Below are 24,863 nucleotides of genomic sequence, written 5' to 3'. Positions count from 1 at the left end.
CCTACTCGAAGATGGCGAAGAAGTTCTTGGCTGCAGACGCCGCGTCATTCGAGCCGCCGCTCCAATATTCATCGACGAAATCGTCGAGCGCGCCGACTTGCTGGGGCGTGAGCACGATCGCCTGATCCGGCACGATCGCGCCGGCGCTCATCAGTTCGAGGCCCTTCTGGGCGCAGACATCAAGCTTCGACTTATCGACGTCGGAGCGCATCGGAACGGAGCCCTTCTTGAGGGAGAATTCGACCTGGACGGTGGGGTCCATGACGACTTCGGCGAGCAGCTTCTGGGCCTTGTCGGTCGCTGCATTGCCTGTTTTGGGGAACCAGAGGGAGTCGGCGATATAGACCATGCCGGCCGAGCCCGGCACGATCATGCAGCCATAGTCCTTGCCCGGCGCCTTGCCGGCGACGGTGAATTCGCCCTTGGCCCAGTCGCCCATGAACTGCACGCCGGCTTTGGCGGTGATCAGCATGGCGGTCGCATCGTTCCAGTTGCGGCCGGCCGCGCCCGCATCGACATAGCCGCGCAACTTGCCGAGGATCGCCAGCGTTTTTTTCACACCCTCGACGGATGCCTCGCTCTTATCCTTGTCGGCATAGATCTTCAGGAAGCCGTCGATCCCGACCTGCGAGAGCAGGACCATGTTGAAGACCTTGGTTTGCTGCCAGGGCTGGCCGCCCCAGGCGACCGGGACGATGCCGGCGGCCTTCAGCTTGTCGAGATCGGCGAAGAACTCGTCCCAGGTTTTTGGTTCCTGCGCGATACCGGCCTTGCCGAAGGCTTCCTTGGAATAGAAGACCCAGCTTTCGCCATGGGCGCCGGTTGGAGCGAGATAGACCTTCCCGTCATAGGAAATGAGATCATGGATCGATTTCGGCAGGGCATCCGCCCATTTGCCGGCGGCGGCCACGTCGTCGATCGGATTGAACAGGCCCTGGCTGACGAAATCGGCGGCAGCGAGGCCGATGACACCCTGCTTGGCGCCCGGCGCGTCACCGGCAACGATACGGTTCTGGAAGGCGGCATCGGCCGCGCCGAAACCGGCAATCGAGGAATCCATCCAGACGCCGCCGCGCTTTTCGAATTCGGTCTTGATGACGTTCAAGGCCGCCGCTTCGCCGCCCGACGTCCAGGACGACATGATCTCGATCGTCGGCTTGTCCTCGGCATGCGCCGAGGCGAAGAGACCGGCGAATGCCGCGCCGGCAAGAAAAAGCTTCATCATGGTCTTCATAGTTCCACCTCTTGAAAATGCCCTCTTGGCGGGGCGTTTGTCGTCTTCGGAATGTTGTCAGCGATAGGTCGGCAGGAGCGCCTGCCGGACGAGCGTGAGCCCGTTGGCGATGTCGCGGACGGGATCCGGCGCGGCATCGAGTTCAAGGATTGCCCAGCCTTCATAGGCCCGGTCGCGCAGCAGCCGGATCCAGGCCGGCCAGTCGACGCGTCCGAGGCCGAAGCCGCAGAAATAGGGCTGGTGGCGTTCATGGATGTGCTTGTCGATCGGTGTGTCGGCAGGCATCGGACCGATCGCGTCCTTCCAATGGGCGATGATCATGCGCTCGTGATGGCGATCGACGAGCTGGATGGGATCGGAACCGGCAACGATGATATGAGCCGTGTCCGGGCACATATGCACATAGGCCGGGTCGGTCAAAAGCATCATCAGGTCGACATCGCGCGCGCCAGCAAAGACCGAATGCGCCTCGGTGTGCAGCGCAAGCCGTACGCCCCTGGCATAAAGGGTCGCTCCGAGCCGGTTGAGGAAATCGGCGATCACCTTGGCGCGGTCGAAATCATGGAATTGCACCGGCTGGGCGCCGAGCGTCTGGCGAAGCGGCGCGCCGATCACCATGATGTCGCTGCCGCAGGCCTTCAGGAAATCAGCATAGCGTTCTGCCTTGTCGATCAGCGCGCGCTGGGCCTCGGGCTCGGCGAAATCGCCGGCCGCCTCAAGCTCCGCAAAGAAGCCGCTGCACAGCGTCAGGCGGCGCCTTGTCAGTTCGGCTGCAAAGGCACCGATGGAACCATAGGTCTTGATGGCATCTTGCCAGTTGAAGGGAGAAAAGGTCAGTTCGACGCCGGTCACGCCGGAGGCCTGGACGCTGTCGAGGATCTTGTCCCAGAAAGCGCGCGGCTCGGCGCGCGCGTGATCGACGATCGCATCATGGCTGTCGACGCCCCAGAAGCCGGGATGAAAGAATGTCACGAGATCGACGCCGAAGCGTAGCTTGTCGCCAGCCATAACCTGTCCATTTCTCGAGGCATGACCTACCCGCGTGCGGAACGAGAGTTCCCACATCCAATAAGCCAAGGATTTTCAACGCATTAAGGAATGGCAATCGTTTGCCATGCCCAGATGATAATCAAGCTGGTTTTTTAAGCAAGCGATTTTTGGCAAACGTTTGCTATAAATCGCCGCCTGCCTTAGAGTTGCAAATCGAAGCATCCGGGAGAAATAAAAAACGTGAATAAAAACAAGGATGTGGCGGGAGAGGAGCAATCGGGTGCCTTGATGGCGGATGTTGCACGGCTCGCCGGCGTGGCAATATCGACGGTCAGCCGCGCGCTCGCCAATCCCGGACGGGTCAACGAGAAGACGCGCGCCAAGATCAATGCCGCGGCCCGGCAGCTCGGCTATACGCCGAACGCGATGGCGCGTGGCCTGAGAGTCGGCAAATCCAACATCATCATGATCATCCTGCCGGGATCACTCTATTATGGCGTCTCCCAGATCATTCCGCAGGTCCTGCAGAGCATCAACAAGTCGCTGATCCAGGGTGGCTACAATCTGATGATCGCCAATCTCGATCGTGACGAGCTTTCCGAACGGCACATTCTCGACCTTGCCTTTGGCGGTAGCGTGCGCGGGGTCATCATCCTGTCGTCGAAGCTTCCTGAAGTGGACGGGCGCTCACTGGCAAATTCCGGCCTGCCGATCGTTTCGATGCTGCTCGACATGAGCGATGCGGGCCTGTTGAGCGTCGTGACCAACGATCGCGAGGCCGTGCGAGACGTCACGGCCGAACTCATCCGACTGGGTCACCGACGGTTCTTCTATATTGCAGGGCCCGAAGGCAATTATCACGATGTTGAGCGTTATGGCGGCGTCATCGAGGCGCTAGAAGCGGCGGGATTGTCCGAGGAACGGGTGCGTCGCTCAGGCGGTCATCTCGATTATCAGCACGGCTTCGACATCGGTGTCCAGGCGGCAGATGATTTTGCGACATTGAGGGAAAGACCGACGGCAGTCATCGCCACCAGCGATGACATGGCCATCTCATTTGTCAGCCGTATCCAGCGTGCGGGCTTGAGCATTCCCGGGGATCTGTCCGTCGTCTCCTTCGACGGGTCGCCCGTCTGCGAATTCTCGTCCCCGCCGCTCTCGACGATCGAGCAGCCTGTCGAGGAGATGGGACGCGCGGCGGTCGATCTGCTGCTCGATGCCCTTGGCCAGACGCAAAATCCGACGGCGCGCACCGTTATTCCCAGCAGATTTATCCTGCGGGAAAGTATCGCCGCTCCGAAGAACTGACTATGACGGGCCGGCCGCGGATGCATGCGGAAACAGCGTCGCCTTCAATTTTGACATCCTTTCAAGGCGCCCGCGATCCTTAACCTTGCCAAGGATCGACAATGATGACGCCGGTGCCGTCGAAATCTCTCACGTTTCGCGTGACCACGGTTATGTTATGAACGAGTGCTGTGGCAGCAATCAAAGCATCCGCCTCGTTGCGTCGGTCGGGAATATGCAAATGCGCGCAGCGCGTCGCGATGGCGTCATCGATCGGCAGTATCCGGCCGGCGAACTGCGGTCGCACATGGTCATCAAGCCATGTCCGCAGGCGTGAACCTTGCCGGGCATCTCGTCGTTGGACGGCAAGCACGCCCCGTTCCAATTCGAGAATGGTAATTGCAGAGAGATAAAAGTCTGAAGCATTTGCAGCTGCGATCCATGCCACGACTTGTGCATCAGCCTTGCCGTCCCCAACCTTGCGCAGCTCGGAAATGACATTCGTATCCAGCAGATAGCTCAAGACAGATCCACTTCGCGGGTTTTGATCTCGATCCGCGACGGCATGAAATCGATTTCCGATAGGCCCGGCATGGATAGCCCATCGACCAAGCTTTGGCGTCTGCCAGTGAGACGCTGAAATTCCTCATATGTGAGAAGGACATGGGAAGGCTTGCCGCGATCAGTGATAATCACAGGCCCTTTTCTGGCAGCTTTCTTCGCATTGCTGACGTCGTGATTGAGTTCACGGCTGGAAAGGGTCGTAATGGTCATGACATGCCCCATGTAGGTATTTACCTACATATAACACCGCCAATCGTGAGAACAAGCGTCCTAGCTCCGTTAAATTCATCCTCGGGATCGAAGACCTCAAAAGCGCAAGCGTCCGGCGACATGTTCCCATAGGGCGCGGATTGCGCTCCATCAAAACTTCGTCTGACCCCATCAACCCAAGCGTCGTGCTACGAAAATCAGAACACCGGGCGATCTGAAACATCAGCCACGCACGGTCGAATTCTGAAATTCCGAGCACGCACATGGACCTCTCGAAGATCAAGACGCTGATCGACTTTGTCGGACGATCGAACATTACCGAGCTGACCGTGACGGAAAAGGACGTGATGGTTCGGATTTTTCGGACGCCATCAGGTCAGGAGGCTGCTGCCGAACCAACAGCGAAGGAGTCGGTGATCCCCGCTTTGGATGCCGGTTTGGATGCGCCAACAAGCATCGAGAACACCTCCTATGCCGTGAAAGCGCCTGTCTTCGGCGTTCTGCACCGGACCCCGGCGCCCGGGGAGCCGCCATTCGTCGCAATCGGCGACGTGGTGGAGGAAGGGCAGACCCTCTTCATCATCGAAGCGATGAAGGTCTTCAACACGATTACCGCGCCGCGACCAGGGCGCATCACACATCTCACCGAAATCGATGACGGCGAGGTCGAGACCGGCGCTCTGCTCGCGGAGATTGTCTGATGCCGGAAACGTCCGAACAATCTGCGGCCGGTCGCTTCGATACTGTCCTTATCGCCAACCGCGGCGAAATCGCCGCCCGGATCCAACGCGCCTGTCGTGAGCTCGGCCTCGAGACCGTCGCCATCTGTTCCGAGGCGGACAGGGAAGCGCCCTATGGCAAGACCGCAGATAGTTTTCTCTGCATCGGTCCGTCGAGTGCTGCCAAGAGCTACCTCAATCAGGATGCCATTCTTCTGGCGGCACGGCTAACAGGTGCGGGCGCCATTCATCCGGGCTACGGTTTTCTGTCGGAAAATGCCGCCTTCGCCGACGCCGTCGAAAAAGCCGGACTGACCTTCATCGGCCCGACCTCGTCATCGATTGCGACCATGGGCGACAAGATCGCCGCGAAGCGGGCGATGATGGCGGCCGGCGTTCCCTGCGTTCCCGGCCCCGATAGCGCGTTGCCCGATGATCCCGCATCGATCGAGCGGATAGCGCTGGAGATCGGGTATCCCGTCATCATCAAGGCGGCCGGCGGCGGTGGCGGGCGCGGCATGCGCGTCGTGCCCAAAGCCGACCAATTGCATGAAGCGATCGCGCTGACGCGGGAAGAAGCCCGCAAGGCGTTCGGCTCGCCGTCGCTCTATATGGAGAAATTCCTCCAGCACCCCCGCCATATCGAGATCCAGGTCATCTGCGACGCCCACGGCAATGCCGTGTGGCTGGGGCACCGGGACTGCTCGATGCAGCGGCGCCATCAGAAGGTGGTCGAGGAGGCGCCGGCCCCGGGGATTGCGCCCCATATTATCCGGCCGGTCGGCATGGCCTGCGTGCAGGCCTGCCTTCAGATCGGCTATCGGGGCGTAGGAACCTTCGAATTCCTCTATGAGGACGGCGCTTTCTATTTCATCGAGATGAACACGCGGCTTCAGGTCGAGCATCCCGTCACCGAAATGACGAGCGGGATCGACATCGTTCAGGCACAGATCAAGGCGGCCCAAGGTCACGTTCTGGAGATCGTCCAAGGCGATGTGACATGCGAAGGCCATGCCTTCGAATGCCGTATCAATGCCGAGGATCCCGATAGCTTCCTGCCATCGGCGGGCGTCATCACCCATCTAGCCCTGCCTGCGGGACCTGGCATCCGCGTCGATACGCATATTCATCCCGGCTACAAGGTCTCGCCCTATTACGACTCGCTGATTGCCAAGCTGATCGTGCATGCGCCGACGCGGGCGCATGCCATGGCAAGAATGTGCGAAGCGCTCGCCGGCACTGAGATCGAGGGAATCGCCACCAACATTCCCTTCCTGCGCGCTTTGTTCGAGGACCACGCATTCGCGCGCGGCGAGACGGATATTCACTATCTCGAGCAATGGCTGAAGCTGCGGAGGGCGGCGGCATGAGCGCGATCGATTTCAGCGATCCGGCGACCATCGCATTTCTCACCGACGCGCTGACCGCCGCCGGCGTGGATGGCCTCGAAATCTCCCGCCCGGGCGGACAACTCCGCATCGTCGTCGCCGGACAAGGCCATGCCCGGATCAATTCGGCCGAAACGCTGCTGCGCACTGCGGGCACCGCATCGTCAGTCGTGAAGGCGCCGATGGCAGGCCATTTCTGTATTGAGCATCCGGCCGGCTCTGACTCAGCCAAAACCGTGCCGCGGTCCGTATCCGACGCGGATATCGTCGGCTTCATCAGGGTAGGGCAGGTGCTGCTTCCTCTTCGCGCCAGCGGTTCCGGTCTCCTGACCAGGCTGCTCGTCGAACCCGGCACACTGGTCGGCTTCGGTGATCCCCTGTTCGAAATCGAGCTTCCATCATGACCGTCACGACGAACAGACATGCATCACAACGCGAGATCCTTCCGGCCACCAAAGGCCGGGCGCGGGTTTCCTCGATCGGCGCCAGATCTTTCCTGCTCGAGGCGCCGGGGGATTTCGATCTCGCCGCGCAGCGGCGGATCTGGGCTCTCTCCCAGGCCGTGAAAGGGTGGGCCGACCTCGCCGAAAACATTCCCGGGATGACCAACCTGCTGGTGATCTTCAAGGAAACGCCTGAGGACCCCGACGCCGTAACCGCCCGACTGCTGGAGGCGTGGGAGAATGCGCGCAGCATCGATCTCGCAGGCAAGACCATCCAGATTCCGGTCTCCTATGGCGGCGAATATGCGACAGATCTTCCCGCTCTTTGCGATCTCTCGGGTCTCAGCGACCACGAGGTCGTCCGCATCCATCATGAAGCGACTTACCGTGTCTTTGCCGTCGGCAGCGCGCCCGGCTTCGGCTATCTGCATGGCCTCGACCCACGCATCTACATGCCGCGAAAGACCGTGCCATCGCTGAATATGCCGAAGGGTTGCGTGACCATCGGCGGCATGCAGACCGGCGTCGCCATGCTCACAGGCCCGAACGGCTGGAATTCCATCGGCTTCGCGACGCTCGAAATGTTCGACCCTGCATCGCCGAACCCGGCGATGATGGCGCCCGGAGATACGGTGCGGTTCCTGCCGGCGAGGGTCGAGCTATGATCGAGATCCTGGAAAGCGGGTCGTTCAACACGGTGCAGGATCTGGGACGCCCCGGCTATCGCGACATCGGCGTGTCGGCGAGCGGCGCGATGGATCCGCTTGCAGTGCGGATCGGGAACATTCTCGTCGGTAATGACGAAAATGCGGCCGTGATCGAGGTGCAGACTTTCCCGTTCCGCCTACGGTTCGAGCGGCGCACGGCCTTTGCCGTGACCGGCGCCGACGGCAATCCTCATCTGGACGGATCGGAACTGCCTGCCTGGTGCGCCTATGTCGCGGAGCCCGGACAGGTTCTCGATCTGTTACAGCCGCCGCGGCTTGCGCGATCCTATATTTCGTTCGGCGGAGGGCTCGATATCCCTGTCGTCATGGGATCGCGAAGCACGTCGCTGCGCGGCAACTTCGGCGGCAATGACGGACGGCCGTTGGCAAAGTGCGACAGGATCGCGCTCGGCGAGGACGCGGATATCGCTCTGATGCCCGCAGCCGGCCTGGCTGTCGTCGAGCCGGCGGCAGCGTTGCGCGATATCTTCCCGGCTCCCGTTGACGGCACACTGTCTATCCGCGCGCTTCCGGCCGGCGAGCATGACCTTTTCGCAGGGGACGGCGAGGCCTTCTGGAACCAGACCTGGAGGATCTCCTCCCGCAGCGACCGGACGGGCTATCGCCTCTCCGGCGAACCCATCACGCCGACGACGTCCATCGAGATGCGCTCCCACGGCGTCGTGCCCGGGGTGATCCAGGTGCCGCCCGGCGGCGAACCGATCGTGCAGATGAGTGATGCGAACACGGCGGGCGGATATCCGAAGATCGCCGGCGTGATCGAATGCGATCTCTGGAGACTCGGCCAAGCCCGCATCGGCACTCGCCTTCAGTTCGTTCGCTCGACGCATGCGGAGGCGCGCAGGGTGGAACAGGCTGTCGCCCGCTATGTCGAGGACGTCAGGCAGACATCCCGGATGGTCAAGCGTGCCCTGAAGGCGATGGCCTAGTCGCACCCCTCAAAAGGAGGAACTGATGAAGATCGATCTGAATTCCGACATGGGCGAAGGATTTGGTCCCTACCGGCTCTGCGACGACGAAGCGATGATGAAACTGGTCTCGTCGGCCAATATCGCCTGCGGTTTCCACGGCGGCGACCCGGATACGATGGGCCGCATGGTCCGGCTGGCAAAGCTGAACGGCGTCGGTATCGGCGCGCATCCCGGCCTGCCCGACCGGCTGGGATTCGGCCGGCGCGAAATACCGTTTCCGGCAGACGAGCTTCGCCAGCAGATGCTCTACCAGCTCGGCGCGCTGATGGCGATCGCCAAAGCCGAGCGCGTCACCGTCTCCCATATCAGCTTCCACGGGGCCATGGGCAATATGGTCAATCGCGATCCTGTTATCGCCGACTTGATGATGGATGCGATCGCCACCGTGGATGCCAGTCTCGTCGTCTTCGTCACGTCAGGCAGCGAGATCCAGCAGGCGGCCAAACGCGCGCGCTTGAAGACGCTGGCGCTTTTCCTTGCGGACCGGGCCTATGACGCCGAGGGCAGACTTGTCGCTCGCGGGCTTGCAGGAGCCCTCGTCAAGGACGAAGCCGCGGTGCGTGCACGCGTTCGAAAATTCCTTCTCGAAGGCACGGTCGAGACGATCGATGGCGCCGTGATCGAGATGCCGGCACGCTCGATTCTGGTCCATAGCGATACGCCCGGTGCTTTGGCGCTTGCCGGCATCGTGCGCGGCGAGATCGAAGCCACGGGTGCGACGCTCGCTCCCGCCGCCGAACTCGCCGACTGACGCAATCCTGATCGCCTGCGGCGGTCTTCCCATTTCAATCTCTCATCGAAGGACCATGTCGATGGCCGTCATCGCAGACCGCTTGAAAAACGTCTCCATATCCGCATCCGCCGCCATGACCCAGCGCGCCCGGGAACTGGCCGCCAAGGGCATCAAGGTCGTCAGTCTTTCCTCAGGCGAACCGGATTTCCCCACCCCGGCGCATGCGATCGAAGCGGCCCATGCGGCAGCGCTTGCCGGCGATACGAAATACCCGCCGATGGACGGCACGCCGGCGCTGAAGGCCGCCATCATCCGGAAGTTCAAGCGCGACAATAATCTCGACTACGATGCCAGCCAGATCGTCGTCTCGGGCGGCGGCAAGCAGGTGATCTTCAATGCCATGCTGGCAACCTGCAATCCGGGCGACGAGGTCGTCATTCCGACACCGTCCTGGGTCAGTTATGCCGACATCGTCAAATTCGCGGGCGGCATTCCGGTGGCGGTCCCCTGCCACGAGCAGACCGGCTTCAAACTGCGCGCGGAGGATCTGGAGGCGGCGATCACGCCGCGCACCAAATGGCTCTTCCTGAATTTCCCGAACAACCCAACCGGTGCCGCCTGCTCCCGGGCGGAGATGGCCGCCATCGCCGAGGTCATGCTGCGCCATCCCAATGTCTGGATCATGACCGACGATATCTACGAACACCTGGTCTATGACGACTTCCAGTTCTGCACGATCGCCGAGGTCGAGCCGAGGCTCTATGACCGCGTGCTGACGATGAATGGCGTCTCCAAGGCTTACGCCATGACCGGCTGGCGGCTCGGCTTCTGCGCCGGGCCGAAAGACCTGATCTCTGCCGTCAGCAACGTCAACGGCCAGAATGGCGGCGGCATCGCGACGCTCACCCAGGCTGCCGCCACTACGGCTCTCGACGGGCCTCAGGATCTGCTGAAGGAGCGTGCCGCGATCTACAAGCAGAGACGCGACTTCGTGCTCGAAAAATTGTCTGAGATCGAAGGGCTGCGCTGCCACAAGCCGGAAGGCGCCTTCTACATCTATCCCAACATATCGGAGCTGATCGGCAAGACCAGCAAGGGAGGGCGAAAGATCGAGACCGATGTCGATTTCGTCATGGGTCTCGTGGAGGAGCATCATGTCGCGACAGTGCAAGGAGCGGCTTACGGAATGAGCCCGTTCTTCCGCATTTCCTACGCTACCAGCATGGAGAAACTCGATGAGGGCTGCGCGCGCATAGCGCAGTTCTGCCGGGACATGCGCTGACGAGCGACGCGCCTTACGTTTTCAGCCGGGCCGTCAGCTCAAGAAGGATGTCTCGGACGGCAAGAGCCGGTTCCGACAGGGGATTCTGGTCGGAAACGCAAAGCGACAGCGTTTCCTCTATCCGCGGCGAGACGAGCCGGCAGATCAGCGGCTCGCTCGATTCCGATACGATGCGATCGGCGATGGCCTTCGGCATGATCGTCGCGCCGAGGCCGCTGCCCACGGCGCGGGCAAGCGTGCGCACGATTTCGACTTCCGCAACGACCTTCAGATTGCTGCGGGTGCGCGTGAAGGCTGTATCGACCGCTCGGCGTACGAAATTATAAGCCGGCGGCAACAGCATCGGGATCCCGTCGAGACCGCTAACCGCAACTGGCTTCGCATCCGCTTCGATGGCAAAGTCCCGATGGGCGACCAGGAAAAACTCTTCGCTCAGGATCGGCTCGAACCGCACACCTTTGATCGGCCCGGTTCCATGCAGAAGCGCCATCTCCAGCCGGCCGTTCATGATCATCTGGCTATAGGTCTGTCCGACGCTTTCGGTCAGATGCAGAAGGATGCCGGGATGCCGTTTCCTGGTCTCCGCCAGGAGGTCGACCGAGAGCGTGGCGGCACTGCTGAAGGGCACGAGGCCGACGGAAACGCGCCCGGCCAGCGAATTGCCTGCGGCGGAAGCATCCGCTTGCGCCTGCTCCATCTGCCGGAGGATAATCTGGGCATGGCGATACACCGCATGGCCGGCATCGGTCATGCTGACGCCCTGCTGGCTTCGGATCAAAAGCTTGTGGCCGAAATGCTCCTCGAGTGCGGCAAGCTGCTGGCTGAGGGCCGGCTGGGCGATATGCAATAGGTCCGCCGCTCGCGTGATGCTGCCGCTGTCGACGATCACGATGAAGGATTTGAGGCGTCTGATGTCCATGAGGATCGGGGTACCGTTCTGGTCTGCGTCATAACATGTTTGCAGACGCGCATTGCTTTTGCAACGCGACGCCGTTGCTCGTTCGCAGCTTGAGCGAGGCAAGGACACTATGAAGTGACGCCGGCGCTACCTCTTTCTCTTCTTCGCCAGCCCGGTCCCGGCTCCATAACCGTTGCTTATTGCTCCAGAGATAATCGGTCTTAGGCAAGGGTTTAAAGCTTCGCTACTGTCTCGATCAACAACAAGGGAACGACCATGCCATTCTCCGACTACAAGACCGCACTGGTCACCGGCGCATCCTCCGGTATCGGCGCAGCCGTGGTTGAACGGCTCCGCCGGGAGAACATCGAAGTCCACGCGATTGCACGCAGCGCCGAAGCGCTGCAGCAGCTGGCCGAGCGGACCGGCTGTATCGCCCACGTCATCGATGTCACCGACCGCAAGGCATTGGTCGAGCTCACGGGTCGCGTGGACTTCGATATTCTGGTCAACAATGCCGGCGTCGACCGGCCGAAGAAGTTCCTGGAAGCCGACGAGGGCGACATCGATCTCCTCGTCGACGTCAATCTCCGGGCGGTCCTGCATATCTGCCGCCTTGTCGTGCCTGGCATGGTGGCGCGGGACCGCGGCCACGTCATCAACATCTCGTCGATCGCCGGCGCCTATAATTTCGGCGGCAACTCATCCTATCACGCCACCAAGGCAGGGGTGAGCATGCTGTCCAACCAGCTGCGTATCGACGCTTTCGGCAAGCGCGTGCGGGTCACGGAAATCTGCCCGGGCCGGGTCGCCACAGACATTTTCAATCACGTCCACGGCGATGATCCCAGCATCCGCGAACGCTTCATCGACGGCTTCGAATTGCCGCAGGCAGCCGATATCGCCGATGCGATCGCCTTCGCCATAGCAGCCCCCGTCGCCGTCAACATCGGACACATGGAGATCACGCCGACGCTTCAGGTCATGGGCGGCTTGCAGACGGCAAAGCCGCAAGCTCCTGTAAAGACCGATCGATCCGGGGAGCCAAACCCGTGAGCGGCTTCGACCTGTCGGCAATCCTGGACAATCCCGACTTCGTTGCCATGCTGCTGCAGGGCATCGAGATGACCTTCATCATCTATGCCGGTTCCTGGTTGCTGGCGATGGGGCTCGCACTTCTGCTGCTGGCTTTGCGTCTGTCGCCCTTTCGCTTCGGCGATCCGATCGTCGCCGCTTACGTATCCTATCACCGCAACGTGCCGACGCTCGTGCAGCTAATGCTGTGGTACTTCGGGATTTTCACGCTGATGCCGAGCGGGGTTGCGACATGGCTCGCAAGCCATAATGCGGAGGCGATCTTCGCGGTGATCGGGCTTGGGCTCTGTCAGGCCGCCTATTTCAGCGAAGATCTTCGTTCGGGCGTGCGCTCGGTCGGCCCCGGCCAGATGCAGGCGGCGCGTGCCCTCGGCCACGGTTATCTCTCGGCCATGCGTTTCGTCATCATGCCGCAAGGCGTGCGCAACGCGCTGCCACCGCTCATCAATCACAGCGTTTCCCTGTTCAAGAACAGCAGCCTCGCCGTCGTCATCGGCGCATCGGAACTGACGCATGCGGTCAAGGAAATCGAAAACCTCAGCTTCCGGACCTTCGAGATCTACCTGATCGGTACGGTCCTCTACCTTTTCTTCTCACTCGTGATCATGAGCATCGGCGCCTATCTGTCGATGCGCGCAGATCCTGCCCGGAGTGCGCGCGCATGATCCACGACATGATCGTCATCATCCAGGACTACTGGCTGCTGCTCTTGATCGGCCAATATCCGAACGGACCGCTCGGCGGGCTCGCCAATACGCTGATCCTTTCGGCGCTCAGCATCGCTCTCGCCTTTCCGGCCAGCATCCTGTTCGCATTGGCCCGGCTCTCCAAGTCGCCGCTGCTGCGCTGGCCGGTCACCGCCCTGGTCTATTTCACCAGGGGCGTGCCGCTGCTGATGCTCATCCTGTGGAGCTATTTCCTCGTTCCGCTGCTGACCGGCGCCGATGTGCCGAGCTTCATCACGATGCTGACGACGCTGGTGGTCTATCAGAGCGCGTTCCTGAGCGAGGTCGTCCGTGCCGGCATTGTCGCGCTCGGACCCGGACAGATGGATGCGGCGCGGGCGCTGGGCCACGGCTATTTCGGGGCGATGCGCTTCGTCATCCTGCCGCAGGCGCTCTACAACATGATCCCGAGCATCCTTTCCACGTTCGTCTCGACGATCAAGGACACGACGCTCGGTTATGTGATCAACGTGCCGGACCTCACCTTTGCGGCAAGCCAGGTCAACAACCAGCTCCTGACGCAGCCTTTCCAGGTCTTCCTCATCCTGGCGATCGTCTACTTCATCATCTGCTGGACGCTCACCTACTTCGCAAATCGCCTCGAGCGACGCATCACGCGGCGGCGTGCGGGGCTTTCCAGCCAGCCTGCCGCCTCCCCGGTCTCGCCGGCGAAAATCATATCGGAGCAGCTATGAGCATGTCAGTTTCCGCGCAGGAATCGCAGACGATCAGGCTTTCACAGGTCTGCAAGAGTTACGGCGATTATCCGGTTCTGAAGGACATCGATGCGCAAGTCGCGCGCGGAGAGGTCGTGGTCATCTGCGGACCGTCAGGTTCGGGAAAATCCACGCTGATTCGCACGATCAACCGCCTCGAGGAGATCAACAGCGGATCGATCACGCTGGACGGGCAAGATATTCACGCCTCGATGCGGGCAAGGGAACTGAACGCGCTGCGCAGCCGGATCGGCTTCGTCTTTCAGAACTTCAATCTGTTTCCGCATCTTTCGGTCGCCGAAAACGTATCGATGTCGCCGATCCGCGTGAAGGGCGTGGCGCCTGACGTCGCCCATGACAAGGCGCTCAAGCTTCTCGATCGGGTCGGCCTCGCCGACAAGGCGCGGGCTTATCCCGGCCAGCTCTCCGGCGGCCAGCAGCAGCGTGTGGCGATCGCCCGCGCTCTTGCCATGGAACCGCCGGTGATGCTGTTCGACGAACCGACGAGCGCGCTCGATCCCGAGATGGTCGGGGAAGTGCTGGCCGTCATGAAGAGCCTCGCGGCCGAGGGCATGACCATGCTCTGCGTCACCCACGAAATGGGTTTTGCGCGCGACGTCGCGGATCGGATCTGGTTCATCGATGCCGGCCAGATCATCGAAATGGCGACCCCCGAAGAATTCTTCAACAATCCACGCCATCCCAGGGCTCAGCGCTTTCTCGCTGATCTCAGGCATTGATACCAATCACCAAAAACAAAGGAGAACAGCAATGAACTGGAAATGCCTAAGCCTCACCGTCGCATTTGCCGGCATGGCCGCCGCCGTGCCCGCCAAAGCCGATCAGCTTGACAATATCATGTCAGCAAAGACCCTGCGCTGCGCGACTTTCGCCGATGTTCCTCCCTTCGCTTCGCCCGACCCGAAGACCCGCGAAATGGCCGGCTTCGACGTCGATCTCTGCGGCGCCATCGCCAAGGAAATGGGCGTCAAAGCCGAAATCAAGCCGGTCTCGGTCGAGGCGCGCGTCCCTGAAGTCAAGCTCGGGCGCGTCGATATCACCGTTGCCAATCTTGCCTATACCCAGAGCCGCGCCGAACAGATCCAGTTCAGCGATCCCTATTATCTCGCCAAGGAAATGCTGATCGTGCCGGCCGACGACGCCGGCAAGACGAAGGCCGATTACGCAGGCCAGCGCCTCGCTTCGACCAAGGGCTCGACGTCCGAAATGTCGATCAAGCTCAACAAATCCGATCCGCTGACATTCCAGGATACGGCTTCCGCCTATCTCGCCGTCCAGCAGGGCAAGGCGCGCGGCATGGTGGCCAACACCATGACGACGACCAAGTTCGTCAATGATTCGAAGAGCAAGGGCAAGGAAATGCGGATGATCGAGGAGCCGATGCTGTTCCAGCCGATCGGCATCGGCATGGCCAAGGACCAGCCGGCGCTGACCGCCAAGGTCAACGAGATCCTGCATAAGCTCGACGAGTCCGGCGAGATCAACAAGATCTGGGACAAGTGGCTCGGCCCGAACACCGAGTACAAGATGACCCGCACCGACAAGGTGGTGCCGCTCACGCAGCTGAAGTTCGACCCGATCCCGTAGACCGACCGGTCTCGGAACCTCCCGATGACAATTCAACCGAGATAAGGCGGCGGGATATGCCCGCCGTCTGCCAACGATGTGAGGCACCATGATCCATATAAAAGATATCGCTGAACGGCCCAGCAAAGCTGACATCGAGGCCGTTTCCAAATTTTCACCCGCGACCATCCACGAAGCCCAAGGGCGCCGCGGCGCGCTTTCCTCCCGCCTCAAGCCTGTCGATTACCGCATGAAATTGTGCGGCCCGGCATTCACCGTGAAATGCGCGCCGCGCGACAACATCATGCTGCAGCTCGCCATCAACTACGCAAAGCCGGGCGACATCATCGTCGTATCGGCGGGCGAATACGAGGAGGCCGGCTCCTTCGGCGACGTCCTCGCCAATGCCTGCCTCGCAAAGGGCGTCGGCGGTCTCGTGACCGACACCGGCGTGCGCGACACGCTTCAGCTGAGGGAACTTGGTTTCCCGGTCTTCTCGCTCAGCGTCTGCATCAAGGGGACGGTGAAGGAAACCATTGCGGCGGTGAACGACCAGATCATCGTCGGCGGCCAGATCATCAATCCCGGCGACATCATCGTCGGAGACGCCGACGGACTGGTGGTCGTGCGCAGGCAAGAGGCACAAGAGGTCGCCAGGCTGTCGCAGGCCCGCGAAGACGCCGAAGCCGGCTATATCGCGGCGTATAAAGAGGGCAAGTCGGTCATCGAGGTCAGCAAGCTGGAACCGGTGCTGAAGGCCAAGGGCCTCGTCGTCGACATCTGAGGCGATACGTCAATTGCTTCCAGCTTGCCTCTTCTATGGCGGTGAGCCTTCCGGCCAGCCGCCATATCCAGAACCCGCTGCTCCCGGCGCATCGCCTCAAAGATCGATCTGGACACTATTATGGACGCGTGTTCTATAAAGCGGACAGAGCTGACGGGAGCGCGCCATGCATCTTTCCATGTGGACTTATCCCTGGGACATCCAGGACCAAGGGCTTAGCGCCTTTGCAGACGAGCTTCGCGGGCGGGCGGGCCTCGGCACGGTCAGCCTGGCGACTTCCTATCATGCCGGCCGGTTCCTTCAGCCGCGGAGTCCCAAACAGAAGGCCTATTTTCCCGAGGACGGAACGGTGTATTTCCGGCCGGATGAAAGCCTGTGGCAGGACAAGGTGATCTGGCCGCTGATGGCTGCGAATGTCGCCGAGCGCGGCGATATGCTGGACGCACTGGTCAGGGGGCGAGAGATGACCGGCCTCAAGGTTTCCTGCTGGACTGTCTGTCTTCACAATAGCCGTCTCGGTATGCTGCATCCGGCTGACGTGACGCGGAACGCCTTCGGCAATCCGAACTACTACAATCTTTGCCCCTCCAGCCCGGCGGCGAGGGACTATGTTGTCACCCTTGTCCGCGATATCACCACGAACTACCGGCCTGATATGGTGGAGCTGGAAAGCCCGAACTTCATGGGCTTCGCGCACGAGTACCATCACGAGAAAGACGGCGTCGGCCTGAATGCCGAAGACGATTTCCTGCTGTCGCTCTGCTTTTGCGACCATTGCACGGTGCGCGCTGCAAAGGCCGGCGTGCCGGCCGAAGGCGCGCGCAGGACGGTCGCACGCTTCATCGCTGAACTTTGCGAACGTGTCGTTCCGGAACGGCAGTTCCCCGACTTTCCCGCCGCCGGCATCGACACATTCCGCGACTATCCCGACCTGCATGCCTATCTCGCCTGGCGCAGCGAACCGGTGACCAGCCTGATCGGCGAAATCAAGGCTGCGGCGGATCCCGCGAGCCGCATCGTGCTCATCGATTTGAAGGACGGCTGGCTCGGCGGCGTTGATCTCGCCGCGGTCGGCAAGCTCTGCGACGGGGCGATCCTCTGCTGCTACGACATGGAACCGACTGCCGTCGCCGACGTCATCCGCACCGGCCGGGCGGCGATCGGACCAGAAAAGTTCCTCGGCGTTGGCTTGCGCGTCTTCTATCCCGAGGTCGGCGGACCGGCGATCCTGGCCGCACGCGCCAAGGCGGCCGTCGATGCCGGCGCCGATGGCGTGAATTTCTACAATTACGGCCTCATACCGGCAAAGCGGCTGGACTGGGTCAAGGCGGCGGTCGACACCATCACCTGAGGATCGCGCCGGTTCCGCGAGGGATGCGGGATCGGCGTTTCGTCCAAACTCTCAGGATGCGATGGGTTCGGCGACCTGGATCAAGCAGTCGCCGGCCTGGCTGTCGCAATGCAGCCTGTGGGAGATGACGATGCCGCTTTCGGCAAAGCGCAACTCTTCCTCCGGCTGCTGAAGACACTCGAGATCATGATACCATCCGGCGAGGTCGCCGGCGGACACGGTTGCGCCGAGTGCCGCAGCCGGCTCGAACCAGCCTCTGCGATCCGCATAGATGCCTTGGCTGTGGCGGGAGAGCGAAAGAAGCTGCAGCGGCCCAGGTTCTGCGGGCGGCGCGCGTGACAGAATGGGCCGCTCGACGATGCCGAGCGCGATGAGAAGCCGGTCGATTGCCGCAGCCGTGAAGGCCATGGTCTCCGGCGTCACGGTTCCGCCGCCGCCGAACTCGCCGGAAAGGCCGATGGTTTTCGCCCGTCCGGCAGCGCCCATCGAGGTCGGCGCGGCCGGTCCGTTGTCGGCGATGAAGGCATGCGAAGCGCCCATGGCGCGCATCAGCGAAATGGAGCGCTCGAAGCGGATAGCATCTGCCTGCCGCTCGATTAGGGTGCAGGGGAGGTGGGCCATGGACGTACCGCCGGAATGCAGGTCGAGCACGGCGTCATGGCGGGGAAAGAGTTCATGCTCCAGGAAATGTGCCATGCGCGCCGTCGGTGACCCCGTGGGATCACCGGGAAAGGCGCGGTTGAGATTGCCGCCGTCGAAAGGCGAGCTGCGCTTGGCCGCCATCACCGCCGGCAGGTTCGCCATCGGCAGGATGGTGACGGCGCCGCGGATTTCATCAGCCTTCAGCAGCCGCATCAGCCGCCCGAGTTGGAGTTCGCCCTCATATTCGTCGCCGTGGTTTCCCGCCACCAGCAGCAGCGACGGCCCCTCGCCATTCCTGAGGTGAAGGATCGGAATTCGGATCTGATAATAGGGCGAACGGTCAATCGAATAGGGAATGGTGAGGTGGCCGGCCTGCCGGCCCTCTTGCGAAAAATCGATCGGATTGACGAGGCCGCTATGCATGATGTCTCCAATGCGGGCGATGATCGTACCGTCAGAGGGCGGCGACCGCGGTCATTTCGACGCGCAGATCGGGATCGGCGAGACGCGCTTCAACGCAGGCGCGGGCCGGGGGATTCTCAATGTCGATCCAGCTATCATAGACGCCGTTCATTGCCTCGAAATCGACGATCGCCGGCAAGAAGACGTTGACGGCGATGAGGCGCGAACGGTCGGTGCCGGCTTCCTTCAAAAGGGCGTCGATCTTGGCGAGCACGTCGCGGGTCTGATCCTCGATATCAGCCTTGCGGTTTTCCGCGACCTGGCCGGCAATATAGACGAGCCCGCCGTAGCTGACGGCCTGGCTCATGCGGGAACCTTTTTGGTAACGCTGGATCATGCAGGTTTTCCTTTTCTTGCTTTTGGAAGGAGAGTTCAGCCGAAGCTGGTGAGATAGGCGGCCGTCACCGACTGGTCGGGGTCGAGGCCGTAGAGAATGGCGTGCCGGTCAAGGCAGGTGCAGGGATGCGAGATGCCGAACTCTATGACGTCACCCACCGCGATATCGCTGCCATCAGCAAGGGCGACGAAGGCGTGCTGGTCGTTGAGACGGAGCACTTCGGCGCCGTCGAGATTGGCGAGACGGGCGCCGTTGCGATAGAGCGCCAACGGCCGTGGCATGCCCTGGTCCATGGCCACGTCGCGCATCCCCAAGCCACAGATCGCAAGCCTTGGCTCCGGCCGGGACAGCACCTCGGCCCAGACCCGCAATGCGGGACGGAAACCCGCAGCCGCGGAAATCCTTTCGCCGCGAATGCGCAAGCCGCCGCGCGCGTCGAGGCTGGCAAGGCCGCGCTCGTAGATGCCATGATCGTGGAAGAAGATCGCGCCGCTGCGTAGCACGAGCCGACAGGCGGGATCGGCCGCAACGGCGGCTGAAAGCCTTGCAATCACGATGTCGAAAAACACCGAACCGCCTGCTGTGACGAGGAGCGGCCGCTCGTTGCCGAGGCGGGCGCGCACCCTCGGCAGGAAATCTGATGTCATCGCCATCAGCGCGTCGATCCGAGACACCGTCTCTTCAGCATTGGCGGTCGCGGCCGCGCCCTCGTAGGCGGCGATGCCGCTCAGCCGAAAGGCTGGCGTCTCGGCGGCAATGATCGCGTCGAGGATCGAGCTGGCGGCGTCAGCACTGCGAATACCGGCGCGGCCGGCGCCAAACTCCACCATCAGCCCGAGAGGCGGCAAATCGCTGCGCTCCTGCCACGCGGAGGAAAGAGCATCGACGAGCTCTATCGAGTCCACGAAAATATGCAGCTCGGCATCGGGATATTGGCCAAGCAGCGCGGCAAGCCGGCGAGCGGCGGCCGCTCCGCCGATCTCGTTGGCGAGGATCAGGCGGCGCTGCCCCGCCTTGAGCAGGACGGCGGCCTGACGAATATCGGCGACCGTCGTGCCCCAGGCGCCTGCCGCGACAAGCGCATCGGCCAGCACCGTCGACATCGGTGTCTTGGCGTGCGGAGCAATTTCGACCCCCTGACTTTTGACGTAGATCATCATCATTTCGGTGTTGTCGGAGAAGGCCTGCCGGTCGAGCGAGATCAGCGGCAGGGCCATCCTGCCGTCATAGGGTTTCCACCCCTGCGCGCCGATTGCCGCGAGCGGCAGAGGCGGACTGCCCGGCGGAAAACCGCGCACCCTGTTGTCGATCAGCACGTTCTCGGTCGCGATATGAAGGTCGGACATAGCGGCCCTCCGGGCCTCAGCGGCATCGGCGATGCCGAGGCGATAGGTGTCGTTGGCGGTGGCAAAGAACAAAGCGCGCTGCTCGTCGTAAGACAGTTGCGCGGAGATCGTGCGAAAGACCTGATAGATCTCGTCGAAAGAGGCGTGCAGCCCCGCCACCGGAAAGTCGCTCGCAAACATCGAACGTTCAGGGCCGAAACAATCGAGGCAATGCTCGATCACCGGCCGCAGGCTTTCGAGCGTCCAGTCATTGTCGTAGGCGACGAGGTCGGAGATCTTCAGGCGGACATTTGGCTCGTTGCCGAGCGCCCGCAGGCCGCGCCGCCAAAGAGCCATGCCGTCTTCGGTCCGATCAGTGGGACTGCCGCCGTGATTGAGCACGAACAGCGTTTCCGGGAAGGCTTGCACGAGCTCGAGCGCCTTGTCCATCTGCCAGGGATAGAGCATCAGGTCGAAGACCAGCCCGAGCCGAGACACTTCGGCAAGCCCCGCCCGCCAGGCCGGGTCGCTCATGCGGTGGGGGCGCGGCGCAAAACTCTTTGACGTTTCGGGATGCCAACTCAGGATATCGCGGATGCCGACGACGTTGGGGTTCGCCGCTTCCGCCTCGACGAGGCGCGTGACATCAGGTCCGTCGAGGGGAACACGCGCGATATAACGATGCGCCACCCCGGAGCTGCGGTCGAGGCTATCCAGCCAGCGACTTTCCTCCAGCGGATGCTCGTCGGACCAGCCGGCCTCGACATGGACGGTCGCAACCACGTTCTGGCGCGCCGCATCGGCGCGATAATCCTCGATACCATAGTCGCGCAGGATCGACGCGAGGTTTCCGAAAACCATCTCCTCGCCGGATGCCCGCGCCTTCTCCAGCCAGGGATGACGCTGCAGGGCAAGATCCCAGAGATGATGATGCGGATCGATCACCGGCCCGTCATAAGGTTTCGTCATCGGCGCGCCTCGCGGCCGGAAACAAGGAGGAGGGCAAGGATCAGCGTGCCGAACATGATCGACCGCCAGCCGGGCGAGGCATTGACGACGGTAATCAGCGCCGTCGCCGTCACAAGCAGGATCGCTCCCGGAATGGTGCCGGCATAGGTGCCGCGGCCCCCGAGGATGGAGGTTCCGCCGAGCACGACGGCGGCGATCGAGGTCAAGAGATAAGGGTCGCCGATGCCGACATAGCCTTGGCGGTTCATGCCGAGCACGAGAATGCCGGCAAGCCCTGCGAAAAAGCCTGAAAGCGTATGGACGATCAGCGTGTTGCGCGTGACGCTGACGCCGGACAGCCGCGAAGCCAGCGGGTTTGCCCCAAGCGCCAGGAAACGTGCGCCGATCGGCATGCGGTGGATGAGCAGCAGGACGACAGCCGAGACGACCAGCCACAATAGGATGCCCGAGGGAATGCCGAGCGGCCGCGCCTGCCCGAGCAGAATGACCGCCGGGTTGCTGACGGTGACCGCACTGCCGCCGGCGACGATGACGAGCAGCCCTTGCAGGAAAGTCGCCATGGCGAGCGTCATGATGATCGGCGGCACGCGAAGATAGGCAGCACCCGCGCCGTTCATCAGGCCGATGCCGGTGGCAATGGCAAGGGCGGCCGCGATGCCGGCAAGGCCGGTCGGGTCCCAAGCCGGCGAAATCAGCGGCAGCAGGATCGCCGTGACCGTGATGACCGCGCCGACGGAAAGATCGATGCCGCCCATCAGGATGACGAGCGTCTGGCCGGCCGCGACGATGCCGATCACCGCGGCAAGTTCGAGCAGGTAGCGCAGGTGACCATAGGCGCCGAAGCCGCGCAGCGTGAAGCTTGCGACGATCCAGACGAGCGCGACCAGAAGCAAGGTCAGCAGCGGCGGATTGCGGAACGCGGATCTGATCATGTTCATCGCCTTGCCCTCCATACGCCGAGAAGTTCGGGAACGGCGACCGCCCCGACGATGATCAACCCTTGAGCGACATATTGGGCGACCGGCGGGAAACCCAGGAAGAACATGACGTTGATCATCACCGAAAGCAGCAGGCTGCCGCAGATCGCGCCGCGCATCGTGCCCTTGCCGCCGAGGAAGCCGACGCCGCCAAGCACGGCGGCAGCGATCGAGTTCAGCGTGAAGGGCGTGCCGATGACGGGATCGCCCGATCCCGTCTGCGCGGCGACGAAGAGACCGGTCAGCGCGGCGAGGAGACCGGAGAACGCGAAGGCTGCGACCTTCACCCGCTTGACCGGGACGCCGGAGCGGAATGCGCCGACCGGATTATCGCCGGCCGCATAGATGCCGAGGCCGAGTGGCGTGGCGAGAAAGACTTTCCAGAGCGACAGAATGACGACGAGCAACAGGAAGGCGACGGGCGTGTGCCCGGCGAGCGCCGTCGACAGCCAATCGGGAATGAAGCCGCCGGGCCGCGGCAGCAGGATGAGAGCGACCCCGCTGATGATGAAGGAGCCGGCAAGTGTCACGATGATTGCCGGAAGCCGAAGATAGGTGACGATGGCACCGATGATCGCCCCGATCGCAAGGCCGGCGAGGGCGACCGCGAGAATGCCGCCCGGCACGCCGAGCGCTCCTTCCATCGTGGTGGCGGCGATCACCGCTCCAAGGCTGACCAGCGGTCCTATCGCCAGCGTGATGCCGCCGTTCAGCATCAGCAGCGCCTGCGCCATGGTGACGAGCGCGAGCGGGAACCAGTTCTGGGTGAACTTCGAGAAGCCGCCGATGGAAAGGATACCGGGAAAGAGCACGGCATAGAGGATGAGAAAGGCGGCGACGACAAGGTAGAGGCCACCGAGGCCGCGGTTGCGGCGAAGCTGGACGGAGCCATAGAGCTGGGATGACGAACTTGTGCTCATGCCGCAGCTCCCTGTGTCGCGGTCGCGATGCCCATCGCCGCGCCGACGATCGCCCCTTCGCTGATCGTATCTCCCGACAGCGTCGCAGCGACACGTCCCTCGCGCAGAACCACGACACGATCGCAGAGATGCACGAGTTCCGGCGTATCGGAGCTCGCCAGAATGACGAGCCGTCCTTCGGCTGCGAAGGCGCGCAACATCAAATAGATCTCCCGCTTGGTCTCGATGTCGACGCCGCGTGTGGGGTCGTTGAGGAGCAGCACGGAAGGGTCGAGCGGCAGCCATTTGGCGAGCGCCACCTTCTGCTGGTTTCCGCCGGAAAGCGCCTGCACAGGGCGCGCCGTGTCGCCCTTGATTGTCAGACGCCGCGCGAGATCGGCGATCAGACCGTTTTCCGCCTGCCGGTCGCGCAAGCCCCTGCGGGCCAGTCGTCCGAGCGAGGGCAGGGTGAGATTGGACGCGATGGAATGCGGCAGCACCAGCCCCTCGTGCTTGCGATCGGCCGGAACGTAGACGATGCCCGCCGCATTCGCCTCGCCGACACTGGCGGGCAGGGCGGGTTTGCCTGAAATCTCCGCCCGGGCGGCTGCGGCTGGAATGGCGCCATAGAGGCCGAGCAGCAGGTCTTCCTGCCCTTGCCCGACGAGCCCGCCGATGCCGACGATCTCGCCGGCGCGGGCAGAAAAGCCGATCTCGCGCACCATGCCAGCGGAAAAGCCTCCGACGCTGATGCGCATTTCGCCGGGCTTGGCGGCGGTGCGCGGCGGAAAGAGATCGCCAGTTTCGCGACCGACCATCAGACGCACCAGCCCTTCGCCGTCGATGCCGGAGAGCGACTGGTCGGCCGTGACCAGACCGTCCTTCAGCACCGTGACATGCGAGCACAGCGCCTGCACCTCGTTCAGGCGGTGGGAAATATAGAGAAGCGCCGTGCCGCGACCCTTGAGCGTCCCGATCAGGCGGGCAAGGATGCCGGCTTCGTGCGCGGAGAGCGATGAGGTTGGCTCGTCCAGAATGAGCACGCGCGGCTTGCGGAATAGCGCCTTGGCGATCTCGACCATCTGGCGGCGGCCGAGCGCGAGATCGGCAACCGGCATGTCAAGCGGTTCGGTCAGGCCCACCATGTCGCAGACCTCACGCACGCCGCGATGAAGCGCTCCGTAATCGATGAGGCCGAACCGGCGCGGAAACGCGCCGATCCCGATATTTTCGGCAATCGAGAGACTGGCCGTCAGGCTCAGTTCCTGCTGCACCACGGCGATGCCGGCCGCGCGTGCAGCCGCCGGGCTGAAGCGCCCGACGGGCTTGCCGTCGACGAGGATGGAACCGCTGTCGGGCTGGAGGGCGCCCGACAGGAGGTTGATCAATGTGGATTTGCCGGCGCCGTTCTCGCCGAGCAGGGCGTGAACCCTGCCCGGACGAAGGGCGATGTCGACGCCCTTCAAAACGGGATTGCCAAAAAATCCCTTGAACACCTGCCGGGCTTCCAGCAGGGGTCTTTCTTCCGTCATGACGGTTTCCTCAAC

Annotated in this window: 26 protein-coding genes and 1 pseudogene; 15 read left to right on the top strand and 12 right to left on the bottom strand. The window is 62.5% G+C overall.

The window, feature by feature from the left end; translation table 11 throughout:
* Nucleotide 1: 1 nt before the first annotated feature.
* Nucleotides 2-1,234 (bottom strand): ABC transporter substrate-binding protein, encoded by a 1,233-nt coding sequence (locus EFQ99_RS30195; protein ID WP_126924828.1) that lies wholly within the window; start codon nucleotides 1,232-1,234, stop codon nucleotides 2-4.
* A gap of 57 nt (nucleotides 1,235-1,291) precedes the next feature.
* Nucleotides 1,292-2,242, bottom strand: coding sequence for a sugar phosphate isomerase/epimerase family protein (locus EFQ99_RS30190; RefSeq protein ID WP_126924827.1), 951 nt, complete (start codon nucleotides 2,240-2,242; stop codon nucleotides 1,292-1,294).
* 222 nt (nucleotides 2,243-2,464) lie between these two features.
* On the opposite strand from EFQ99_RS30190, the gene EFQ99_RS30185 reads away from it, so the two are divergent.
* Nucleotides 2,465-3,532: a LacI family DNA-binding transcriptional regulator gene (locus EFQ99_RS30185; protein WP_126924826.1), complete on the top strand. Its 1,068-nt coding sequence runs from the start codon at nucleotides 2,465-2,467 to the stop codon at nucleotides 3,530-3,532.
* Between the two features lie 79 nt (nucleotides 3,533-3,611).
* Here EFQ99_RS30185 and EFQ99_RS30180 read toward each other — a convergent pair whose 3' ends face one another.
* Both EFQ99_RS30180 and EFQ99_RS30175 read right to left on the bottom strand, forming a co-directional pair.
* The gene (locus EFQ99_RS30180; RefSeq protein ID WP_126924825.1) at nucleotides 3,612-4,034 is read right to left on the bottom strand and encodes a type II toxin-antitoxin system VapC family toxin; all 423 of its coding nucleotides are present in this window, start codon (nucleotides 4,032-4,034) and stop codon (nucleotides 3,612-3,614) included.
* Nucleotides 4,031-4,285: a type II toxin-antitoxin system Phd/YefM family antitoxin gene (locus EFQ99_RS30175; RefSeq protein WP_126924824.1), complete on the bottom strand. Its 255-nt coding sequence runs from the start codon at nucleotides 4,283-4,285 to the stop codon at nucleotides 4,031-4,033. Before EFQ99_RS30175 ends, EFQ99_RS30180 begins: the two co-directional genes overlap by 4 nt.
* A 263-nt stretch (nucleotides 4,286-4,548) precedes the next feature.
* Here EFQ99_RS30175 and EFQ99_RS30170 point away from each other — a divergent pair, with 263 nt between their 5' ends.
* The 7 genes from EFQ99_RS30170 to EFQ99_RS30140 all read left to right on the top strand — a co-directional run bounded on the left by EFQ99_RS30170 (nucleotide 4,549) and on the right by EFQ99_RS30140 (nucleotide 10,549).
* Nucleotides 4,549-4,986 (top strand): acetyl-CoA carboxylase biotin carboxyl carrier protein, encoded by a 438-nt coding sequence (locus tag EFQ99_RS30170; RefSeq protein ID WP_126924823.1) that lies wholly within the window; start codon nucleotides 4,549-4,551, stop codon nucleotides 4,984-4,986.
* Nucleotides 4,986-6,374, top strand: a complete 1,389-nt coding sequence (accC, locus tag EFQ99_RS30165) for an acetyl-CoA carboxylase biotin carboxylase subunit (RefSeq protein ID WP_126924822.1) — start codon at nucleotides 4,986-4,988, stop codon at nucleotides 6,372-6,374. The genes EFQ99_RS30170 and accC overlap by 1 nt, the downstream gene beginning before the upstream one ends.
* On the top strand, nucleotides 6,371-6,796 hold the full coding sequence (locus EFQ99_RS30160; protein WP_126924821.1) for an acetyl-CoA carboxylase biotin carboxyl carrier protein: 426 nt from the start codon (nucleotides 6,371-6,373) through the stop codon (nucleotides 6,794-6,796). Before accC ends, EFQ99_RS30160 begins: the two co-directional genes overlap by 4 nt.
* Entirely contained in the window at nucleotides 6,793-7,500 is a 708-nt protein-coding gene (pxpB, locus tag EFQ99_RS30155) for a 5-oxoprolinase subunit PxpB (RefSeq protein WP_126924820.1), read from the top strand. Before EFQ99_RS30160 ends, pxpB begins: the two co-directional genes overlap by 4 nt.
* Nucleotides 7,497-8,492, top strand: a complete 996-nt coding sequence (locus EFQ99_RS30150) for a 5-oxoprolinase subunit C family protein (RefSeq protein WP_126924819.1) — start codon at nucleotides 7,497-7,499, stop codon at nucleotides 8,490-8,492. Before pxpB ends, EFQ99_RS30150 begins: the two co-directional genes overlap by 4 nt.
* Before the next feature lie 25 nt (nucleotides 8,493-8,517).
* The gene (locus tag EFQ99_RS30145; protein WP_126924818.1) at nucleotides 8,518-9,285 is read left to right on the top strand and encodes a 5-oxoprolinase subunit PxpA; all 768 of its coding nucleotides are present in this window, start codon (nucleotides 8,518-8,520) and stop codon (nucleotides 9,283-9,285) included.
* 61 nt (nucleotides 9,286-9,346) lie between these two features.
* Nucleotides 9,347-10,549: a pyridoxal phosphate-dependent aminotransferase gene (locus EFQ99_RS30140; protein WP_126924817.1), complete on the top strand. Its 1,203-nt coding sequence runs from the start codon at nucleotides 9,347-9,349 to the stop codon at nucleotides 10,547-10,549.
* 13 nt (nucleotides 10,550-10,562) lie between these two features.
* On the opposite strand, the gene nac is transcribed toward EFQ99_RS30140, so the two are convergent.
* The gene (nac, locus tag EFQ99_RS30135) at nucleotides 10,563-11,468 is read right to left on the bottom strand and encodes a nitrogen assimilation transcriptional regulator NAC (protein WP_126924816.1); all 906 of its coding nucleotides are present in this window, start codon (nucleotides 11,466-11,468) and stop codon (nucleotides 10,563-10,565) included.
* Between the two features lie 255 nt (nucleotides 11,469-11,723).
* Here nac and EFQ99_RS30130 point away from each other — a divergent pair, with 255 nt between their 5' ends.
* From EFQ99_RS30130 to EFQ99_RS30100, 7 genes are all read left to right on the top strand, one after another.
* Nucleotides 11,724-12,503, top strand: coding sequence for an SDR family oxidoreductase (locus EFQ99_RS30130; RefSeq protein WP_126924815.1), 780 nt, complete (start codon nucleotides 11,724-11,726; stop codon nucleotides 12,501-12,503).
* Nucleotides 12,500-13,207 (top strand): amino acid ABC transporter permease, encoded by a 708-nt coding sequence (locus EFQ99_RS30125; protein WP_126924814.1) that lies wholly within the window; start codon nucleotides 12,500-12,502, stop codon nucleotides 13,205-13,207. Before EFQ99_RS30130 ends, EFQ99_RS30125 begins: the two co-directional genes overlap by 4 nt.
* A complete protein-coding gene (locus EFQ99_RS30120; RefSeq protein WP_126924813.1) occupies nucleotides 13,204-13,962 on the top strand; it encodes an amino acid ABC transporter permease in 759 nt (252 codons plus the stop codon). The genes EFQ99_RS30125 and EFQ99_RS30120 overlap by 4 nt, the downstream gene beginning before the upstream one ends.
* A complete protein-coding gene (locus tag EFQ99_RS30115) occupies nucleotides 13,959-14,723 on the top strand; it encodes an amino acid ABC transporter ATP-binding protein (RefSeq protein ID WP_126924812.1) in 765 nt (254 codons plus the stop codon). Before EFQ99_RS30120 ends, EFQ99_RS30115 begins: the two co-directional genes overlap by 4 nt.
* Before the next feature lie 31 nt (nucleotides 14,724-14,754).
* On the top strand, nucleotides 14,755-15,591 hold the full coding sequence (locus tag EFQ99_RS30110) for an ABC transporter substrate-binding protein (protein ID WP_126924811.1): 837 nt from the start codon (nucleotides 14,755-14,757) through the stop codon (nucleotides 15,589-15,591).
* Nucleotides 15,592-15,679: 88 nt separating this feature from the next.
* Nucleotides 15,680-16,354: a 4-carboxy-4-hydroxy-2-oxoadipate aldolase/oxaloacetate decarboxylase gene (locus tag EFQ99_RS30105; RefSeq protein ID WP_126924810.1), complete on the top strand. Its 675-nt coding sequence runs from the start codon at nucleotides 15,680-15,682 to the stop codon at nucleotides 16,352-16,354.
* Between the two features lie 166 nt (nucleotides 16,355-16,520).
* The gene (locus tag EFQ99_RS30100) at nucleotides 16,521-17,705 is read left to right on the top strand and encodes a hypothetical protein (protein WP_126924809.1); all 1,185 of its coding nucleotides are present in this window, start codon (nucleotides 16,521-16,523) and stop codon (nucleotides 17,703-17,705) included.
* A 51-nt stretch (nucleotides 17,706-17,756) separates the two neighbouring features.
* Here EFQ99_RS30100 and EFQ99_RS30095 read toward each other — a convergent pair whose 3' ends face one another.
* The 7 genes and pseudogenes from EFQ99_RS30095 to EFQ99_RS30065 form a co-directional block, all read right to left on the bottom strand.
* Nucleotides 17,757-18,770: a succinylglutamate desuccinylase/aspartoacylase family protein gene (locus EFQ99_RS30095; protein WP_126924808.1), complete on the bottom strand. Its 1,014-nt coding sequence runs from the start codon at nucleotides 18,768-18,770 to the stop codon at nucleotides 17,757-17,759.
* Nucleotides 18,771-18,801: 31 nt separating this feature from the next.
* The gene (locus EFQ99_RS30090) at nucleotides 18,802-19,146 is read right to left on the bottom strand and encodes a RidA family protein (protein ID WP_126924807.1); all 345 of its coding nucleotides are present in this window, start codon (nucleotides 19,144-19,146) and stop codon (nucleotides 18,802-18,804) included.
* A gap of 35 nt (nucleotides 19,147-19,181) precedes the next feature.
* On the bottom strand, nucleotides 19,182-20,492 hold the full coding sequence (locus tag EFQ99_RS30085) for an alanine racemase (RefSeq protein WP_126924873.1): 1,311 nt from the start codon (nucleotides 20,490-20,492) through the stop codon (nucleotides 19,182-19,184).
* Between the two features lie 9 nt (nucleotides 20,493-20,501).
* Nucleotides 20,502-21,440, bottom strand: a pseudogene (locus EFQ99_RS30080) (amidohydrolase family protein); the annotation flags it as partial.
* Nucleotides 21,437-22,378: an ABC transporter permease gene (locus tag EFQ99_RS30075; RefSeq protein ID WP_126924806.1), complete on the bottom strand. Its 942-nt coding sequence runs from the start codon at nucleotides 22,376-22,378 to the stop codon at nucleotides 21,437-21,439. The gene EFQ99_RS30075 and the pseudogene EFQ99_RS30080, both read right to left, overlap by 4 nt.
* Nucleotides 22,375-23,337 carry an ABC transporter permease gene (locus EFQ99_RS30070; RefSeq protein ID WP_126924805.1) on the bottom strand — a complete coding sequence of 321 codons (963 nt, stop codon included), beginning with the start codon at nucleotides 23,335-23,337 and terminating at the stop codon, nucleotides 22,375-22,377. The genes EFQ99_RS30075 and EFQ99_RS30070 overlap by 4 nt, the downstream gene beginning before the upstream one ends.
* A complete protein-coding gene (locus EFQ99_RS30065; protein WP_126924804.1) occupies nucleotides 23,334-24,848 on the bottom strand; it encodes a sugar ABC transporter ATP-binding protein in 1,515 nt (504 codons plus the stop codon). The genes EFQ99_RS30070 and EFQ99_RS30065 overlap by 4 nt, the downstream gene beginning before the upstream one ends.
* Between the last annotated feature and the right edge of the window lie 15 nt (nucleotides 24,849-24,863).

The organism is Rhizobium vallis, from assembly GCF_003985155.1.
GTDB lineage: Bacteria > Pseudomonadota > Alphaproteobacteria > Rhizobiales > Rhizobiaceae > Rhizobium > Rhizobium vallis.
Note: the sequence above shows the minus strand (reverse complement) of the source record. Positions and strands in the feature narration are given on the sequence as shown.

Coding starts and splice junctions, on each gene's coding strand:
- EFQ99_RS30065 (WP_126924804.1), bottom strand. CDS start 24,848: ATGACGGAAGAAAGACCCCTGCTGGAAGCCCGGCAGGTGTTCAAGGGA.
- pxpB (WP_126924820.1), top strand. CDS start 6,793: ATGACCGTCACGACGAACAGACATGCATCACAACGCGAGATCCTTCCG.
- EFQ99_RS30110 (WP_126924811.1), top strand. CDS start 14,755: ATGAACTGGAAATGCCTAAGCCTCACCGTCGCATTTGCCGGCATGGCC.
- nac (WP_126924816.1), bottom strand. CDS start 11,468: ATGGACATCAGACGCCTCAAATCCTTCATCGTGATCGTCGACAGCGGC.
- EFQ99_RS30105 (WP_126924810.1), top strand. CDS start 15,680: ATGATCCATATAAAAGATATCGCTGAACGGCCCAGCAAAGCTGACATC.
- EFQ99_RS30175 (WP_126924824.1), bottom strand. CDS start 4,285: ATGACCATTACGACCCTTTCCAGCCGTGAACTCAATCACGACGTCAGC.
- EFQ99_RS30100 (WP_126924809.1), top strand. CDS start 16,521: ATGCATCTTTCCATGTGGACTTATCCCTGGGACATCCAGGACCAAGGG.
- EFQ99_RS30120 (WP_126924813.1), top strand. CDS start 13,204: ATGATCCACGACATGATCGTCATCATCCAGGACTACTGGCTGCTGCTC.
- accC (WP_126924822.1), top strand. CDS start 4,986: ATGCCGGAAACGTCCGAACAATCTGCGGCCGGTCGCTTCGATACTGTC.
- EFQ99_RS30195 (WP_126924828.1), bottom strand. CDS start 1,234: ATGAAGACCATGATGAAGCTTTTTCTTGCCGGCGCGGCATTCGCCGGT.
- EFQ99_RS30145 (WP_126924818.1), top strand. CDS start 8,518: ATGAAGATCGATCTGAATTCCGACATGGGCGAAGGATTTGGTCCCTAC.
- EFQ99_RS30085 (WP_126924873.1), bottom strand. CDS start 20,492: ATGTCCGACCTTCATATCGCGACCGAGAACGTGCTGATCGACAACAGG.
- EFQ99_RS30070 (WP_126924805.1), bottom strand. CDS start 23,337: ATGAGCACAAGTTCGTCATCCCAGCTCTATGGCTCCGTCCAGCTTCGC.
- EFQ99_RS30150 (WP_126924819.1), top strand. CDS start 7,497: ATGATCGAGATCCTGGAAAGCGGGTCGTTCAACACGGTGCAGGATCTG.
- EFQ99_RS30075 (WP_126924806.1), bottom strand. CDS start 22,378: ATGAACATGATCAGATCCGCGTTCCGCAATCCGCCGCTGCTGACCTTG.
- EFQ99_RS30115 (WP_126924812.1), top strand. CDS start 13,959: ATGAGCATGTCAGTTTCCGCGCAGGAATCGCAGACGATCAGGCTTTCA.
- EFQ99_RS30095 (WP_126924808.1), bottom strand. CDS start 18,770: ATGCATAGCGGCCTCGTCAATCCGATCGATTTTTCGCAAGAGGGCCGG.
- EFQ99_RS30090 (WP_126924807.1), bottom strand. CDS start 19,146: ATGATCCAGCGTTACCAAAAAGGTTCCCGCATGAGCCAGGCCGTCAGC.
- EFQ99_RS30190 (WP_126924827.1), bottom strand. CDS start 2,242: ATGGCTGGCGACAAGCTACGCTTCGGCGTCGATCTCGTGACATTCTTT.
- EFQ99_RS30130 (WP_126924815.1), top strand. CDS start 11,724: ATGCCATTCTCCGACTACAAGACCGCACTGGTCACCGGCGCATCCTCC.
- EFQ99_RS30170 (WP_126924823.1), top strand. CDS start 4,549: ATGGACCTCTCGAAGATCAAGACGCTGATCGACTTTGTCGGACGATCG.
- EFQ99_RS30160 (WP_126924821.1), top strand. CDS start 6,371: ATGAGCGCGATCGATTTCAGCGATCCGGCGACCATCGCATTTCTCACC.
- EFQ99_RS30140 (WP_126924817.1), top strand. CDS start 9,347: ATGGCCGTCATCGCAGACCGCTTGAAAAACGTCTCCATATCCGCATCC.